The sequence below is a fragment of the Halalkalibacter kiskunsagensis genome (assembly GCF_037027555.1).
Taxonomy (GTDB): Bacteria; Bacillota; Bacilli; order Bacillales; family Bacillaceae_D; genus Halalkalibacter; species Halalkalibacter kiskunsagensis.
In genome coordinates this window covers 1-16,180 of sequence record NZ_JAXBLX010000042.1, presented here as the reverse complement: position 1 = coordinate 16,180, position 16,180 = coordinate 1, and the positions used below count along the sequence as shown (strand labels likewise).

Sequence of the window (16,180 nt, the reverse complement as noted above, 5' to 3'; positions counted from 1 at the left end):
CCTACCTTCCTCTTATGATTTTGCAATTACTGTAAACGAGTGACCATTTTTCTGTGCGGTGTTAGATAAAGGATATCCACCACCATTCCAAGCATCTTCTTGATATGAATTTAGATATCTGTTCTTCACTTCTATTTCCTTTTCTGATAAGTTTTCTTCTCTCGCTAATTGTTGACTGCTTTGATAAATATCTACCATAGATGAATTAGCATTATCATAGCTGCCTATAACATGAAATCCTTCCATCGTTAGCAAGTAAATTAACTCTTGTACAGTTAGTAACGAGAGCTCCCTTTCCACTCGGTATCTTGACTCTAATAATCCTTTTCTCTCTAGCTCAAAATAAACTGTATAATTCATTATTTGCCTAGCAAACGAAACCTTTGTTTTCGTATGTAGTTGAATCGTTTTATGCTCACTCACTTGTTTTTGAGACGTTTCTTTTTTTACAGGCAGCTCGTTTGGAAAAACTAGATCAATAGAAAGATAGCCACCTGTCTCTAGATGTTCCTTTGCTTTTCGGATAATCATCTTTTGTTCACCAGGAGTCGTACACTCTTGAAACGTGCCTTCAGTTAGAATGATGTGGGTAAACTTCTTATTTAGTGAAAAATGAAGAATATCCTCATGAATTAGTTCAATATCGTGATTAAATCTTTTGAATCTCCTTTCAGCAACCGTAAGCATGTCTTCACTCCAATCAACACCGGTGACACTCGCCCCATCTTTCAATAGCTCCACAGCCAGTCTCCCTGTTCCAATTCCTAGATCTAATACAGATGCCTGATCATGATACGATGCAAGCCAACGACGATAAAAGCTTATCCCGCGCTTCCCAACAAAATAATCATAATACTTAGCCTCTAACGAACTATATTTAGGATTGGGCTGCTTTAGATGACGTTCTCCCTGTAATCCACATCTAGAACACAATGTTCCTGCTAATTGATAAAAAGGAGTATTCTCTGGAATTCCGTTCTTTGGATCACCATGCAACTCATTGTAACGAAACCCACAAACAGTACATTGATAATTTCCCATAGGCTTCCTTTCCTTAGCTCTGAAGCCAGCTTTTTAGCTGATGATCAAAAATCCCTTGTTTCATCCCTGGTGAGACATACATGACTTGTACTTTTTGAGTTAATGGGTGCGTCCATATGGTTGCTTCTACTTGAAAGACTTCCTCTAATAGTTGCTTTGTAAGAGTTTCTTTTGGTGACCCGTTCGCTACCAATCTACCGTCTTGCATAACAATGATCCGATCACAATAAGAGGCTGCTAGATTTAAGTCATGTAGGGCAGTAAGTACCGTCATGTTAGACCGTTGTAATACATCAAGAATATGAAGTTGGTGGTGAATATCTAGATGATTCGTAGGTTCATCTAGAATAAAGAAGCTAGGCTCTTGTGCAATCGCTCTAGCAATAATGACACGCTGCTTCTCTCCACCAGACAATGTGGCGAAACTGCGCTGTTCATAACCTTCTAGCCCAACATGTTTAAGTGCGTCTATAGCAATGTCATGGTCAACCTTTGTTTCTTGGTCAAGTAATCGTTTATGTGGATTTCTTCCCATAAGGACAAGATCTAGAACGGAAAAATCAAATGGAACTGAACTTTCTTGTCCTACGACAGCTACTTTTTTAGCAAACTCTTTATGCTGATAAGAAGTAATTGCTTCATCATCCAACATAACTGCACCTTCAGCTGGTTTGAGCACTCGATATAACGTCTTTAAGAGTGTGGATTTCCCACTTCCATTTGGACCAATCACCCCAACAAATTCCCCTTCGTTCACGTAGAAACTAATATCTTGAACAATGGCTTGGTGATTTAATTCAGTGACTAACTTTTCAACAATTAATTTCATTTTTCTCCATCCTCCCCAAATGAGTACGAGCTTTTTCTTAATAGCCAAATAAAGAATGGCCCTCCACATAATGCCGTAATTATTCCGATCGGTAATTCTTGTGGCGCTACTATTGTTCTTGCGATTAAGTCAGACCAAATCAGAAAAATCGCTCCCAATAATGCACTAAGCGGAAGGACATATCGATGGTTAGACCCCACAACTAAACGAACCATGTGAGGCACCATTAGTCCTATAAATCCAATGGCACCACTAACAGAAACCAATACACCCGTTAATAGGGCGGTTAATAGAATTAGCCATTTCTTTAACATTTGACTATCTATACCTAATGTTGCTGCTGCATCCTCCCCCATAAGCATCAGGTTAAGAGGTCTCGCAATAAGCTTTAGTATAATAAAAGCGAGTAGTAGACTAAGTAATGGTATTGGTAGTTGTGACCACTTTGCACCTGCCACACTCCCCATCATCCAAAACATTGCATCTCTAATTCCTTCTTCACGTGGAGCAGAAATGACAATATAACTGGTAATAGCTGAAAGCATCATAGATACAGCAATTCCAGCTAGCAAAAGTCGAACAGTTGAAATGCGTCCTTGTACCTGCGATAGAATAAACACAAGTAACACAGAAAACAACGCACCACCAAAAGCAGCTGTCGACAAGGCAAATTGTCCAAAAGCAGAAAAAGCACCGAAAATAATGACAAGTGTCGCCCCTACCGACGCACCCGAAGAAACACCTAAGATATATGGATCCGCCAAAGAATTTCTAACAAGTGCTTGGATAACAACTCCAACAAGAGCCAGTCCCGCACCAACTACAGCTGCTAATATCACTCGTGGAAATCGTATCTCCCAAATAATTTGTTGCTCGGCACGGGACCAGTCCGCTATGATATGAGGTTCTATGAACGAAAGCTTTGATAAGGCTATCTTCCACACAGTAAGAGGAGAAATCGTAACGGCACCTACCATCACTGAGATGGTCATTGATATTATTAGGAAAATGAGCATCAACCATGTTAAGAAAACAGGGGATCTCAGATAAAGACCTAAAGATAAGGTCATCTTTCGCTTAGTAACTTCTAATATTCCCATCTCTTTATCTTTCACCTATCCTTCTCTTCTGGCAAACATAAATCAACCTAGGAGAAACATTTCTCTCATACCTGCTACCTTCATAATCACCAAACGTGTGAAGAATAGTAAACCCTACTTCTTCTAACATTGCATCTAATTTCTGACGTTCATATAACTTCACTCGTTCCTCATACTCTCTTAATGCGCCGTTATCTTCCACCTTGATCTTCTTTACGACCGTATTGTTGATAATCATCCGATATTGAAGAATAGAAAGGTCATCAATGACATCCTTTGAAAAAGGCACAAGATGATTTTCTAAGAAAGATGGATTCAAATAATCAAAGACAAAATATCCATTTGTTTTCAGAGCATGATAAGCATTCGCTAACACTTTTTTATTCTGTTCATCCTCTTTAAAATATCCGAAGCTTGTAAAAAGATTAACGACTACATCAAATTCATCTTTATAATATAGTTCTCTCATATCTGAGCGCACATAATGAATGTCTTTGGCGTACTCTTTCTTTTGGGCTTCATTTAATAATGTAGGTGACAAATCAACCCCCGTTACATGAAAACCTTGCTTAGCAAACCACCTACTATGCCTCCCATTTCCACAACATAGATCTAGTAATGACTGATCTTTCATCGTTGGCACAAACTTCATTAATTGAGTTAACTCCTTGTGAGCTAAGTCATCATTACGATGTTTATAGATTCTTAAATAGTCTTCATTAAAATGTTCTTCATACCAATTCTCCATTCTCGCCTCCGATAATCGTAATCATTACGATTATAGTCTTAAAAAATAAAAGCTGTCAAATACAGCTTTTTAATAGGTGTAGCATTAGAATAAAAAGATTAGGACATTCAGATGATCAAATCACAAAAAATGTATATCGCCATATAAAGTAAGAAAAAAAGGCTTCTCAAAAGTTCCAAATAACTAAGGAGAAGTCTAAAATTAATTCACTATGTTAGCATTTTGTTAGCAAATCATTTAGAAATGCTTATGCAACAAGGGTTTGGTCAATTATCACATCATGCCGCCCCTAGGGTGAGAGTGTGTAATATCTTTAACGCTGTGTTCTTAAAGTGCGGCATATCAAAGTTTTACTAAATTTTGTCTGTAACATCTTTAACGGGATTTCACCTTTATTCACTAGATTGCGTTAGCGAAATGTTAGCATCGCAGATAAAATGATATTGATTTGTTTTTCTAAGCAGAACAACTTAACTGTATATTTTACTTAGCGTTTTTTTTAATTGTACTTAAATATAAGTTTAATGAATCTTCTACTTCGTGGGTGACTAACTTAATAAAGTCATCATATTCTTTTTGTGTATGTGCTTTATCTAATGCTTCATAATAAGCTATTCGATTTTCTACTTTAATAACAATTGGTGGAAAGCCATCTTTCATGAGTTCTAAATTTAATAACAAACGTGATGTCCGGTCATTCCCATCAATAAATGGGTGAATTCCAACAAAAATAGCATGTAACATAGCTCCACGAGCAACTGGATGCATTTTTTTCGTTTCTGTTTGTTCATACCACGTCATCAACTGCTCCATCTCTCCTTTTATGAGGAAGGGAGCTGGAGGTATATGTTTAGCACCAGAAATAAAAACTTGCTGGTCTCGATATACACCTGCATATTCATCATCAATTCCTTTTAGTACAAGTCGATGTAGATTCTTAATTTGCCACTCGGACAAAGGTTCACCCTTTTGTACAATTTCCTCTACAAAGTGAATCGCATCCCGATGATTAATAACCTCCAAGTGTTCACGTAGCGTTTTGCCACCAACAGTAATTCCTTCTAGAACTACCTTCGTTTCGTTGATCGTTAACGTGTTTCCTTCAATTGCATTTGTATTATATGTCCATTCGAGTAATAACTTTTCACGTAAGCTTTTTACTGAATATTTAGGTAACGGTCGATTAGAATCTAGATGTTCCTTCTTTTGATTGATATGTTCGAACATTTGATCCACCTCTCTCACTGAAACATATACTTAAATTGAAATACCATCGTTGCTCTGAATATACCTTCTAAACCAATTTTAATCAAATATATGCATAAAAAGTATATACTTTTCTAATTTGCACTAGAACATCATTAAAAATCATATCGTTTCGTTCTTTATTAGTAGATAACAAAGAATATATAGCTAGGATGCGCCCTGGATTACCTAATGCTACTCCTAACATCATGATATAAACACATAGGTTAATGACCCAAGAATGGAGATAAAGATGAATAGTCCCATATTATCGACTTACAGACCCATTCCATATACTACAATGACTACCATTATTAACCCCGGTTTACCCGATAATATAAAGAAATCTGCCTTAGAATTCTTCTCATACTAAAAAAAGCAAGGATTTTTCCCCTTGCCTTTAATTATTTAAGTTTCTTATTAGCACTTTTCTAAAAATCAACTGTTATAAACCTTCTGTTCACTAACAATTGGAATGTCTTCCTTTAAAAACGAAATAAAACAATTTATAAAAATCCTTATTCCCTGACTATCCCTTCGTAGCACCAGATGTTAGTCCTGAAATTAGATATCGTTGCAGGAACAAAAAGACAGTGGCGATAGGTATTGCAATTAAAACCGCTCCAGCAGCAAAACGAGTAAAGTTATTACCAAATTGCTCATTAATAAAATTAAATAAACCTAAAGCTAATGTATAATTTTCTGGACTTCGTAAAATGATACTTGGAAGAATAAAGTCCATAAATGGGGTCATAAAGTTAAACAGAGCAACTACTGCCAAAATGGGTTTTGCTAATGGCAACATAATGGTAAAGAAAATCCTAAGATGCCCAGCTCCATCAATTTTTGCTGACTCATCTAATTCTTTAGGGATCGTGTCAAAATACCCTTTTACCAAGAAAACATTCATTGGAATTGCTCCACCTATATAAATCAAAATTAAACCAGTTAATGAATCTAGCAAGTTGACCATGTTTAAAAGAATGTATAAGGCAACCATCGCCATAAGCACTGGAAACATTTGTAATAGCAAGAAGGTGTATATACCATTCTTTCTTCCTATAAATTGATATCTTGAAAAAGCATATGCAATAAGAGAAACAACTACTACAGCGCTAATAGATGTAATTACTGCAACAATTAATGTATTTTTGTACCAAAGTAAATAGTCACTAGCGGGATTAAAAAAGAGCCATTGATAATGAACAAATGAAAAGTTTTCAGGTATCATTGAAGACCCGTATAAGCTTGTTCCTGGATTTAACGATAGACCGATTGTCCACATTAATGGATATAATATCGCTACAAAGACGATCCCAATAAATGCATAAATTCCTGCTACTTGTAAATTGCTTTTGGTTTTTCTAGACATTTACATTTCCTCCTTGAAGGAACGTGTGCGTCGGAATTGATAAAATGCAAATGTAGCAATAACCAACCCGATAATAATTGAAATTGCAGCGGCCATATTATAATTTTGAGTTTCAAAGGTTAAATTATAAACCCATGAAATCAAAATGTCCGTACCACCAGCATTCTGTCCTCGCACAGCAGGTCCACCTTGATTAAAGAGATAAATTATATTAAAATTATTAAAATTCCCCGCATACTGCATGATTAGTAATGGCGCTGTTGCAAACATTACATGAGGAAATGTTATGTTTCTAAATTTTTGCCAACTAGAAGCTCCATCCATATCCGCCGCTTCGTACCAATCCTTGGAAATGCTTTGTAATATCCCCGTGAAGATAGCAAATACAAAAGGAAAACCTAACCAAACTTGAATACCTATAAGTGCCATTTTCGCCCAGAATGGATCCGTCATCCATGGAATAGCTTGGCCAAAAAGTGGTATTAGAATCTCACGATTGATTGCACCAAAGTCATTATTAAACAGTGCAGCGAAAATTAAAATAGTAACAAACCCCGGAACAGCCCATGGCAAAATCAATACAGTTCTTATAAATTTTTTAAACTTGATTCTTGGGTCATTAACAAAAATCGCCAATATTAGAGCCAATGCAATTTGTAAGGTAGTAGCTACTAATGTCCAAATAATTGTCCAAGAGAGAACACTCAAAAATGTACTACGCCAAATTGGTACTGTCAGTAAAGAAGTAAAGTTATCAAATCCTACCCAATTCAATAAGTTTCTCGGTGGAGAATTATATAAGTTATAGTCCGTAAAAGCTAAAAAGACCATGAATAGTAATGGAAATACAACAACAAATACTAATAAAAATAGTCCTGGACCTACAAGTAAATATGGAAAACTCTTATCCCAACCATCTTTAATACCGTCTCTTAAACTATTAGGACGATATCCTTTCTGAAGTTTCACAGCATCTTTATACGCATCCATTAAATTTAATATATAAAAAGTCAATGCAAAACCTGTAATAATAAGAGAAATAATCCCTTGAGCGAGTAAGACACGCGAATCATCTAATCTAGGAATTTCACCAAGAGTAAAAAGGCCCCAATATCCTATATTTAAAAATTGATAAAAGGTCATTATAAACGCGATAAATAATAGAAAAAAGATTGTTCCTTTCAAGAAACGACGGTTATACATTTGCCCTAATCCAGGAATGATTGATAACGTAGTTGCTACCGTTGGATTATGTTTTTCCTTATTCATATACATTCACCTGCCTTTGGCAATCTAAAGTGAAAGAATGCTTAATGCATTCTTTCACCGTACTCTCTAAAAAATTAGTTACTTCCATCTAAAAGTGAGATTTGTTCTTTTATGTTAGCTACAGCTTCTTCTAATACTTCCATTGGATCTACCCCTTGAGAAATAAACACTAATGCGTCACCCATCGGATCCCAAACTTGGGCCATTTCAGGTATATTAGGCATTGGGACAGCATATTGTATCTGTTCCTGAATTCCTTGATATAGCTCATCGTCTACTGTTACATCCCCCCGTGCCGGAATGCGTTTAAGTTCATCGAACAGAAACTTAGAGTTTTCAGGATTGGACATAAATAATGCAAAATCTGTCGCCCAATATTTGTTTTCGCTATAATCTGAGATAGCCATTCCTTTTACTCCTAAAAACGATTGTAGTTGATTGCCATTAAATGTTGGGAGTGGGGCAATGGCTAAGTTATCACCTAAACCAGAACTAAAATCAGGGATTCCCCAAGGACCTGAAATAATAGCTCCTACTTTCCCATCACGGAATAATCCATTCATAACATCGTAAGTAACACTTCTGGGAATATAATTACTTTCATGCCAAGAACGAATTAAATTTGCTCCTTCTACTACTGCATCAGATGCTAATCCAATATCACTCGTATCAAATCCACCTTCTTCATTCTCTCCAAAGACATACCCACCTGCTGCAGTTAAAAAAGGGAATGTTGGATAAAAATCTGATGTGATATTTAAAAATCCATACTCATCTTTCTCAGTATTAGTTAAACTTGCTGCAACATTTGTAATATCTTCTATTGTCTTAGGAGCATCAGGGACAAGTTCTTTATTATAGAACAATCCAATTGTTTCAACTGATGATGGAATTCCTAATAATTTACCGTCGTACGTAAACGCTTCTAGTGCAGATTCTTCATATCCGCTTAATTGTTCTTCTGTTAATGTCAATTCCGATGCTACACCTTGTAAATAAGAATCACCTATGCGGTCATGTGTTTCGTAATATAAATCAGGTCCTTTCCCTGCAGGTGCATCTAGGGATAGGTCCGCATTTTGAGCATCTATCACGTTCACCTTAATGCCTGTTTCTTCTGTATATCTATCTCCGATAACTTGAAATGTAGATATAACATCATCCCATGCCCAAAAAGTCAGTTCTTCCGGCTTGTCTGGTGCTTCGCCATTACTTGCTTCCTGTTCAATCTCCGTTGTGTCACGCTGCGGTCCGCAAGCTGTCAAGATTATTGATAGTACTAACATCACTACAAAACCAGATGTTACTAATTTGGTCTTTAACATTTTATTTCCCCCTAAGTTGTTTTAAATTAGTGAGTACACACAAGCTTCATAAGGTCTAAACTTTAATTCTTTTGATAAATTACCTTTTTGCTTTTTATAGTTTTTTAGAATAAGTGAAGACTCATCGTATTTTAGGTTATCTGGTAGCTCAACTGTAATTACTTTTTCGGTCATATTACAGATAACTAATGCCTTTTTGTCGTCTAAAACACGTAAATAAGCGAATATTTCAGGGTGATCAGGTAGTAATAACTGATAAGACCCGTAAACAAAAACTTCATTATCTTTTCTTAGTTTTATAAGATCTTTATAGAAATTTAAAATCGAATCCTCATCTTCCAATTGGTCTGCGATATTAATAGAAATATAATTCGGATTTACCTTTAACCATGTATTGCTCGTAGTAGAGAAACCAGAGTTTTTATCCGCATTCCATTGCATTGGTGTCCGGGAATTATCTCGACATTGAGCCCAAATTATTTTCATTAAATCTTCGTGAGATTCACCTTGTTCACGTTTTTTATGATAAAAATTTAGCATTCCTACATCATTGTAATCTTCGATGCTCTTAAACTGGACATTTGTCATTCCAATTTCTTGTCCTTGATAAATAAAAGGAGTGCCTTGCATTAAGAAATAAGTTGTTGCAAGCATCTTTGCGCTTTCTTTCCAATAGCGTTTATCATCACCCCAGCATGAAACACTTCTAGGCAAATCATGATTTTCTAAGAATAAAGCGTTCCATCCTTTTCCATCTAGTCCAACTTGCCATTTACTTAATGCTTTTTTAAAGCCTAATAAATCTTTTGTATTTTCTTTCCCCTTATCCCATAACGCAACATGGTCAAACTGAAAGATCATATTAAAATAACCATTATCTTCTCCTACCCAAGAATCTGCATCTTTGACAGTTACACCACCAGCTTCACCAACAGTCATTACATCAAAGTTTTTGACTGTCTTTTCTGAGAACTCACTTAAAAATATTTCGATCCCTTTCACATTGGTTGTATATTTTGCAGCAGGTACAACATCTAGCTTTTTAGGATTAGGCAACTCAGGGAATCCAGGCTCTCTTTTAATATGTGAAATAGCATCAATACGGAAACCATCTATCCCCTTATCAAGCCACCAATTCACTGTATCGTATAATGTCTGTCGCACTTCTGGATTCTCCCAATTTAAATCAGGTTGTCGTTTAGAAAATAAGTGCATAAAGTATTCGTTAGTCTGTTCGTCATATTCCCAAATCGAACCACTAAAAATTGACTCCCAGTTGTTAGGCGGTTTCCCATCTTCTTTCCCTTTCCGCCAAATATACCAATCACGTTTCGGATTATCTTTAGAAGATCGGGACTCAATAAACCAATCATGTTCATCACTAGTATGGTTTATTACTAAATCAATAATTAATTTCATATCGCGATCATGAACTTCTTCTAGCAATTGGTTAAAATCTTCCATTGTACCAAATTCATCCATTATATCTTGATAATCAGATATATCGTAACCATTATCATCGTTAGGCGACTTATACATTGGGCATATCCATATCACATCTACACCTAAACTTTTAATATAATCAAGTTTTTGAATCATTCCTTGCAGATCACCAATTCCGTCTCCATTACTATCTTTAAAACTTCTTGGATAGACCTGATAAGCTACACTTTCTTTCCACCATTTTTTCTGCATAAATAAATACACTCCTGATTTTCAATAGTCACAATTTACGTAACCGGTTACGTAAAACCGAAAAAATAAAATGACCTAACACATTAAAACCCTATTAATCTTTATACTTTGATCCAATAAAATTTACGTAACCGGTTACGTAACAATACAAAAAAAACTACCTGTGTTCCCTACCAATATTCCTATTGGTTAATTAAATCCTATTGCCACGTAACCGGTTACGTATTTCTGAAAGAGAGACTATTGCGAGCGTACACTTAGTCTCTCAATAATTTGATGATCAAGGATGCAATTACTTACTTCTGTGGCCGAATTAATCATTTTAAACATCAGATTTGCAGCTTTTTCTGCCATTTCATTATGAGATAGCGAAACGGATGTCAGCGGTGGTGACATAAACTTACATAAACTTATATCGTCCATGCCAATAACGGATAATTTTTCAGGAACTTTAATACCTAAATTATAAGCTGCAGACAAGACACCCATACCAATTTCATCATTCTCTGCAAAAATAGCTGTAAGATCGGGTACTCGATTTAACAAATGTTTAAGACCTGTTACTCCATCATCGATAGAAAACTTCCCATACTCAATATAACTTTCATAAAAAGGTATGTTGTAGTCAGAGAGAGCGCTTTTGAATCCCTCTACTCTGGGAATAAGGTTACCGGCAATCCATTCTTCTTTATTTCCACTAATCATACCAATATCCTTATGACCTTTTTGTATTAAATACTTGGTCCCTGTGTACGCAGCTTCGTAGTCATTTGCTGTAACGTAAGGGACGGGAAATTCCGAATAAGCAGACAACAGAACAACTGGAACTCTCATCTTTACGATATAATCATAATATTCTTTTTTCAGTAATGTACTAGCTAAAATAAGACCATCGATTCGTTTTTCATGTAATAGTTGCAGATATTTCATAGTTTTGATACCATGTGACTCTGTGTGACATACGATAACACTCGATCCTATCTTGTGCGCGACTGACTCAATTCCATTTAAAAATTCAGTAATTAAAGAACTTGTTAAGTTTGGGACTAATACACCAATGGTATCTGTTCTTTTATTAGTCAATCCTCTTGCTATCCCACTAGGATAGTAATCTAATTCTTGAATAACATTAAGTACTTTTCTTTTTGTCTTTTCTGAATAACCACCTTGGTCGTTCAATATCCTAGAAACTGTTGCTGTTGATACATTTGCTCTTTGGGCTACATCTTTGATCGTATAGGTCATAATTATTTCCTTCTTCCTAATTACGTAACCGGTTACGTAGATACTAACATAGAACGAAAAGCCTTTCAATGCAAAATTCTAAAAAAATATATTTCATCTATCCCCTCCATTGAATTGCTAATGTGATCCAGACAAAAAATGTTCCTGTGGTATGACTAGGATATACCGGGTGGACAGTGGTCCTGAAAAATGTCTATCTCCACGTTACTCAAGAGATGAAGAAAGAAGTTTCTCAAAAGTTTGGTCAACTAATGAGAAGCCTCTTTATTTCATTATGTTAGCATTTTGTAATCATTCACTCAAAAAACCTTATTATCAAGGGTTTAAGCGGTTTTCACATCATGCCGCCCCTAAGGTGAGAGTGTGTAATATCTTTAACGCGTTGTGCGTAAAGTGCGGTATATCAAGGTTTTTCTAAATTTTTACTGCGACATCTTTAAGGGGGGTTAACCGCTTTTCACTGGATTGCGTTAGCAAAATGTTAGCAATTTGCTAGCCTAATTAATGCCACGAATTCTTCGACTTCCTATTAAGAATTTACCATATAGAAACGTAAAGTGACTTTGAATATTATTTTCTAATGAACAGTTTGGTTGTACTGCGCAGCAAAAGACTCTGTTATTTTTTCATCTTTCTTATTCAACATAAGCTCCCTATAGTTTGCGCAGCTGGAAGAAGTTGAAAGCCTCCACGCTCTGAGTGATTGTCTTTTTGATGATCAACTACAAAAAGGAATTGATCTTGATTCCATTAGTATTTCTCAGCTTTCACGACGATTAAATGGGATGAATCCCGATTTATTCCAAATTCTTTTCCTTGATTTGGTCGCACAAATTCATGCCAAAACACACTATACCAAACTCGTCATGCCGTTAAAAATCATTGATTCCAGTACATTGCCACTAAATTTGACCAATCATAAATGGGCAGAGTTTCGGAAAACAAAAGCAGGAATAAAGCTACATTTGCGCCTTGTATTTATGGAAAAAGGGGTTTCCTATCCTGAAAAGGCTGTGCTAACTACGGCAAAGGAACATGATCGTGGTCAACTAGAAATTATGGTCGATGACAAGGAATGCCTGTATGTGTTTGACCGGGGCTATCTTGACTATGAACGTTTTGATCGCATGACAGACGATGGCTATTTCTTTCTATCCAGGCTACGTAAAAACGCAGTCATACGAGAAGTCTACGATTTTAAACTACCCGAGGATACGACGGTTCTGTCCGATCAAATGGTGTTGATTGGTACGACTCAAAACCGCACGGAGAATTACTTTCGTCTTTTAAGAGTGATTGATTCAAAAGGAAACGAACTTCAGTTACTTACGAATCGTTTTGATTTAAGTGCCGAAGAGATTTCAGAGATGTATAAATCACGATGGGCGATTGAGTTGTTTTTCAAATGGATTAAGCAGCATCTCAGGATCAAAAAGTTCTACGGTCAAAGTGAATGGGCGATCCACAATCAAGTGTTTATCGCATTAATTGAAGAAAATGGAGAAACACTCATATCAAAGTGACTTTATTTATTTACGAACTTTTTTCAAAAACCATGGTTTTTGATATGACCTGTAACTTTTGGAGATATTTTGCACGTATTTTAAGTGTTAATTTGCACATCATCCCAGCTACCTTTATTACATGAGAATATTAGCTGGGCTTACCGTCCAAAAGTTAAAACTTTTAGACTGCCAAAAAAACACCCTATTTTTTTTTATTAAAAGTCAAGTAAATGATTAAAACCTTTTATATTGTAGTTTATTTATAAAATGTTACACATTTAAAAGGGCAAAAGAAGAAGGATAGGAGAGCAGTGAGGATAACTGCTTTGCCTATCCTTTTTTTGTACGACAAATGACCTCATTTACCACAACAACAGAGTTAGGTTTTGTTGCACTAACGCCCCCGTTACTTTAAGTACATTTATTCACAATCTTGTAAATAAATCATTTATTGAATTAATTTTTTTATAGATATTTCAGGAAAGGACTTTACAATAAATGGTATGATTCCATTTGTCGCAACTATAACAACTAAAATATTAACTAACATTGCAACATCTGGTGCGAAAATTCGAATAGTTCTCCATGGACTATTCATAACATAAGTCAGAATAGGTATAATCCCAACTGCGAAAATAAATATTAAGATACCATAGGTGAAAGACCACTTCTTACTTACAATTTTCTTACGTCTAATAATTATATGGATTACAGTTAAAACTGCTAATAGAATAGTTACAGCCAAAATAATCCATTGAAGACTATTACCTGGTTTCGATAACTCACCAGGTTCAGTCCCATTCATTATAGAACGAATCCCTTCCATCATGTAATAAACTTGATAATCATCCATGATATGATATTTATTTGTCAAAAGGACTGCTGCAACATCTTGTTCTGGTATAAAGAACATTTCTGCCCTAAAATCGGATGTTGCTCCCCCATGGAAAGGAAAATGTTCCTTTTTAGAAAAACGCCAACCTAAGCCATATGTTTTACCTTCTTCTGGCGGATTTTTTATTAACTCGAGGTATTGTTCTGATAATAAGTCTCCACCCTCTAACATGAATGTTAAAAACTTTGACAAGTCATTTGTACTTGAAGCTATATAGCCGTATGGTGCTCCCGCATTATCATAAAAACCGTCACTTTTTATCGGTTTGCCGAACCATGACTCGAATCCAGATACGTACCCTTTATCAACTATTCTTTTATAGTCAGCAGCCGAATGATTCATGCTAAGGGGTGTAAAAATACTCTGATTCAAATATTCTGAAAAGGTTTGGTTCGTCACTTTTTCAACGATTGCTCCTAAGAGTAAATAGTTAGCAGAGTTATATTCATAAACCTCTCCAGGCTCGTGAAACAGCTCCACACCACTCAGTTCTGTAACTGCTTGAGTGATTGCTACCATGCTCTCTCTCTCCACGTCTGTAACTTTAAAACCATCATATCTACTAATACCACTTGTATGTTCTAATAGATGCAACACTGTAATTTTTTTTGAACTTTCTGTTTGATAGTTAAACGATGGAATATAAGTCTGAATTGGTTCGTCCAGCTTGATTTTGCCATCTTCCACTAACTTCATGATAGCCAAGGCTGTTATCGGTTTGCTTAATGAACCAATAAGAAAGGGTGTATCTGAAGTAACACTTGCCCCATTGCTCATTATTCCCCAATTACCTTGATAGAAGTTTTCTCCATTTTTAATAATCTTCAGTGATGCTCCAGGAATGTTATATGTATCTAAAGAATTCTCTATATATTTTTCTATTTTTTGCCTAGTATCATCCGTATTCGCAAAGGCATTAATAGGCAGAAACAGTATAATGACTAATAAAACAATTGCTTTTTTCATTGGATTTTGCTCCCCTTGGTCTATAATTAACAATACTACTACCTACTCACCCTCTAAAAGTCCATTTGAAATCTCTATCAATAATTCATAAGTTTTATCTATATCAAATTCATTATCTATTATTTTTTGAAGGGCTAATCCGTCAAAACAGGCTAACAAAATACTCGCTAGAGCATGTGCCTTACTAGGATTATTTATTAAATTTTGCAAAGGTTTTGACAGACTCTCTCTTCCATTTTGTAAAATGTTCATAACTTCCTTTTGATATGGCTCTCCTTTTAACCCCAGAGAATAAAGTTCGTATCTCCATAGATACCACAGTGGGTCATTTTCCACCCTAGATTTAATTTCAAGTAAAACTTCTGTAGGGTTAATTTGGGAAATTTCTTCTGTACCATATTTTCTGTGGTATTTGGTTTGAATATCGTTCTGAACAGACAAAAGTAATTCTTCCTTATTCTTAAAATAATAATGAACCAATCCTGGTGTTATATTAGCATTTTTAGCAATATCCTTTATCGAAGTATTATTAAAACCCTTAGTGCTAAACTCTTTATATGCAGAATCTATTAATCGTTGGCGTTTACCTTTATCCCTTGTATTCATTACATCACCTCTTTGTTGTTTGGTTAACCAACCAAATTATACTTGAAATTTATAACAAAAACAATAAAACAAATGCTAAAACAAAAGATACACCTTAATCTTCCACGCTTGTTCAACAAGTCGAGTAGAAGGGAACCTCTCTACCTCTCGGTAGATTGTGTTCCTCCCCCCTCACAGAACCGTGCTTGCGCTATTAACGCACACGGCTCTTCCGAGTTATCATTCACAAAATATAGCTAATCTCTTTTCTTATTTCATAAATATTAACCTTAACTCTTGCGTAAGGTAATGGATATTTAGTAAGAAAGAGTCTGAATTTATCCCAAGTAAATGATTTTC

General features: G+C 35.6%; 12 protein-coding genes and 1 pseudogene. 1 reads left to right on the top strand and 12 read right to left on the bottom strand.

Annotation, left to right across the window (positions count from 1 at the left end; all coding sequences use genetic code 11):
* Positions 1 to 12: 12 nt before the first annotated feature.
* From SLH51_RS19345 to SLH51_RS19300, 10 genes are all read right to left on the bottom strand, one after another.
* Positions 13 to 1,041 carry a methyltransferase domain-containing protein gene (locus SLH51_RS19345; protein ID WP_335963130.1) on the bottom strand — a complete coding sequence of 343 codons (1,029 nt, stop codon included), beginning with the start codon at positions 1,039 to 1,041 and terminating at the stop codon, positions 13 to 15.
* Between the two features lie 13 nt (positions 1,042 to 1,054).
* Positions 1,055 to 1,870 (bottom strand): ABC transporter ATP-binding protein, encoded by an 816-nt coding sequence (locus SLH51_RS19340; RefSeq protein ID WP_335963129.1) that lies wholly within the window; start codon positions 1,868 to 1,870, stop codon positions 1,055 to 1,057.
* Positions 1,867 to 2,940: a FecCD family ABC transporter permease gene (locus tag SLH51_RS19335; protein WP_335963150.1), complete on the bottom strand. Its 1,074-nt coding sequence runs from the start codon at positions 2,938 to 2,940 to the stop codon at positions 1,867 to 1,869. The genes SLH51_RS19340 and SLH51_RS19335 overlap by 4 nt, the downstream gene beginning before the upstream one ends.
* A gap of 34 nt (positions 2,941 to 2,974) precedes the next feature.
* On the bottom strand, positions 2,975 to 3,718 hold the full coding sequence (locus SLH51_RS19330; RefSeq protein ID WP_335963127.1) for a class I SAM-dependent methyltransferase: 744 nt from the start codon (positions 3,716 to 3,718) through the stop codon (positions 2,975 to 2,977).
* Between the two features lie 483 nt (positions 3,719 to 4,201).
* Positions 4,202 to 4,945, bottom strand: coding sequence for a Fic family protein (locus SLH51_RS19325; protein ID WP_335963125.1), 744 nt, complete (start codon positions 4,943 to 4,945; stop codon positions 4,202 to 4,204).
* A 547-nt stretch (positions 4,946 to 5,492) separates the two neighbouring features.
* Positions 5,493 to 6,335, bottom strand: a complete 843-nt coding sequence (locus SLH51_RS19320; RefSeq protein ID WP_335963124.1) for a sugar ABC transporter permease — start codon at positions 6,333 to 6,335, stop codon at positions 5,493 to 5,495.
* The gene (locus SLH51_RS19315; protein ID WP_390184023.1) at positions 6,336 to 7,604 is read right to left on the bottom strand and encodes a sugar ABC transporter permease; all 1,269 of its coding nucleotides are present in this window, start codon (positions 7,602 to 7,604) and stop codon (positions 6,336 to 6,338) included. It lies immediately after the preceding gene.
* Between the two features lie 74 nt (positions 7,605 to 7,678).
* A complete protein-coding gene (locus SLH51_RS19310) occupies positions 7,679 to 8,929 on the bottom strand; it encodes a sugar ABC transporter substrate-binding protein (protein WP_335963122.1) in 1,251 nt (416 codons plus the stop codon).
* A 21-nt stretch (positions 8,930 to 8,950) separates the two neighbouring features.
* Positions 8,951 to 10,624 (bottom strand): glycoside hydrolase family 13 protein, encoded by a 1,674-nt coding sequence (locus tag SLH51_RS19305; RefSeq protein ID WP_335963120.1) that lies wholly within the window; start codon positions 10,622 to 10,624, stop codon positions 8,951 to 8,953.
* 240 nt (positions 10,625 to 10,864) lie between these two features.
* Positions 10,865 to 11,869: a LacI family DNA-binding transcriptional regulator gene (locus SLH51_RS19300; RefSeq protein WP_335963118.1), complete on the bottom strand. Its 1,005-nt coding sequence runs from the start codon at positions 11,867 to 11,869 to the stop codon at positions 10,865 to 10,867.
* A 659-nt stretch (positions 11,870 to 12,528) separates the two neighbouring features.
* Here SLH51_RS19300 and SLH51_RS19295 point away from each other — a divergent pair.
* Positions 12,529 to 13,359 (top strand): annotated as a pseudogene (locus SLH51_RS19295) (IS4 family transposase); the annotation flags it as partial.
* Between the two features lie 463 nt (positions 13,360 to 13,822).
* On the opposite strand, the gene SLH51_RS19290 reads toward SLH51_RS19295, so the two are convergent.
* Together SLH51_RS19290 and SLH51_RS19285 are read right to left on the bottom strand one after the other, a co-directional pair.
* Entirely contained in the window at positions 13,823 to 15,235 is a 1,413-nt protein-coding gene (locus SLH51_RS19290; RefSeq protein ID WP_335963117.1) for a serine hydrolase domain-containing protein, read from the bottom strand.
* A gap of 42 nt (positions 15,236 to 15,277) precedes the next feature.
* Entirely contained in the window at positions 15,278 to 15,841 is a 564-nt protein-coding gene (locus SLH51_RS19285; protein ID WP_335963116.1) for a TetR/AcrR family transcriptional regulator, read from the bottom strand.
* Between the last annotated feature and the right edge of the window lie 339 nt (positions 15,842 to 16,180).

Coding starts and splice junctions, on each gene's coding strand:
- SLH51_RS19345 (WP_335963130.1), bottom strand. CDS start 1,041: ATGGGAAATTATCAATGTACTGTTTGTGGGTTTCGTTACAATGAGTTG.
- SLH51_RS19340 (WP_335963129.1), bottom strand. CDS start 1,870: ATGAAATTAATTGTTGAAAAGTTAGTCACTGAATTAAATCACCAAGCC.
- SLH51_RS19335 (WP_335963150.1), bottom strand. CDS start 2,940: ATGACCTTATCTTTAGGTCTTTATCTGAGATCCCCTGTTTTCTTAACA.
- SLH51_RS19330 (WP_335963127.1), bottom strand. CDS start 3,718: ATGGAGAATTGGTATGAAGAACATTTTAATGAAGACTATTTAAGAATC.
- SLH51_RS19325 (WP_335963125.1), bottom strand. CDS start 4,945: ATGTTCGAACATATCAATCAAAAGAAGGAACATCTAGATTCTAATCGA.
- SLH51_RS19320 (WP_335963124.1), bottom strand. CDS start 6,335: ATGTCTAGAAAAACCAAAAGCAATTTACAAGTAGCAGGAATTTATGCA.
- SLH51_RS19315 (WP_390184023.1), bottom strand. CDS start 7,604: ATGAATAAGGAAAAACATAATCCAACGGTAGCAACTACGTTATCAATC.
- SLH51_RS19310 (WP_335963122.1), bottom strand. CDS start 8,929: ATGTTAAAGACCAAATTAGTAACATCTGGTTTTGTAGTGATGTTAGTA.
- SLH51_RS19305 (WP_335963120.1), bottom strand. CDS start 10,624: ATGCAGAAAAAATGGTGGAAAGAAAGTGTAGCTTATCAGGTCTATCCA.
- SLH51_RS19300 (WP_335963118.1), bottom strand. CDS start 11,869: ATGACCTATACGATCAAAGATGTAGCCCAAAGAGCAAATGTATCAACA.
- SLH51_RS19290 (WP_335963117.1), bottom strand. CDS start 15,235: ATGAAAAAAGCAATTGTTTTATTAGTCATTATACTGTTTCTGCCTATT.
- SLH51_RS19285 (WP_335963116.1), bottom strand. CDS start 15,841: ATGAATACAAGGGATAAAGGTAAACGCCAACGATTAATAGATTCTGCA.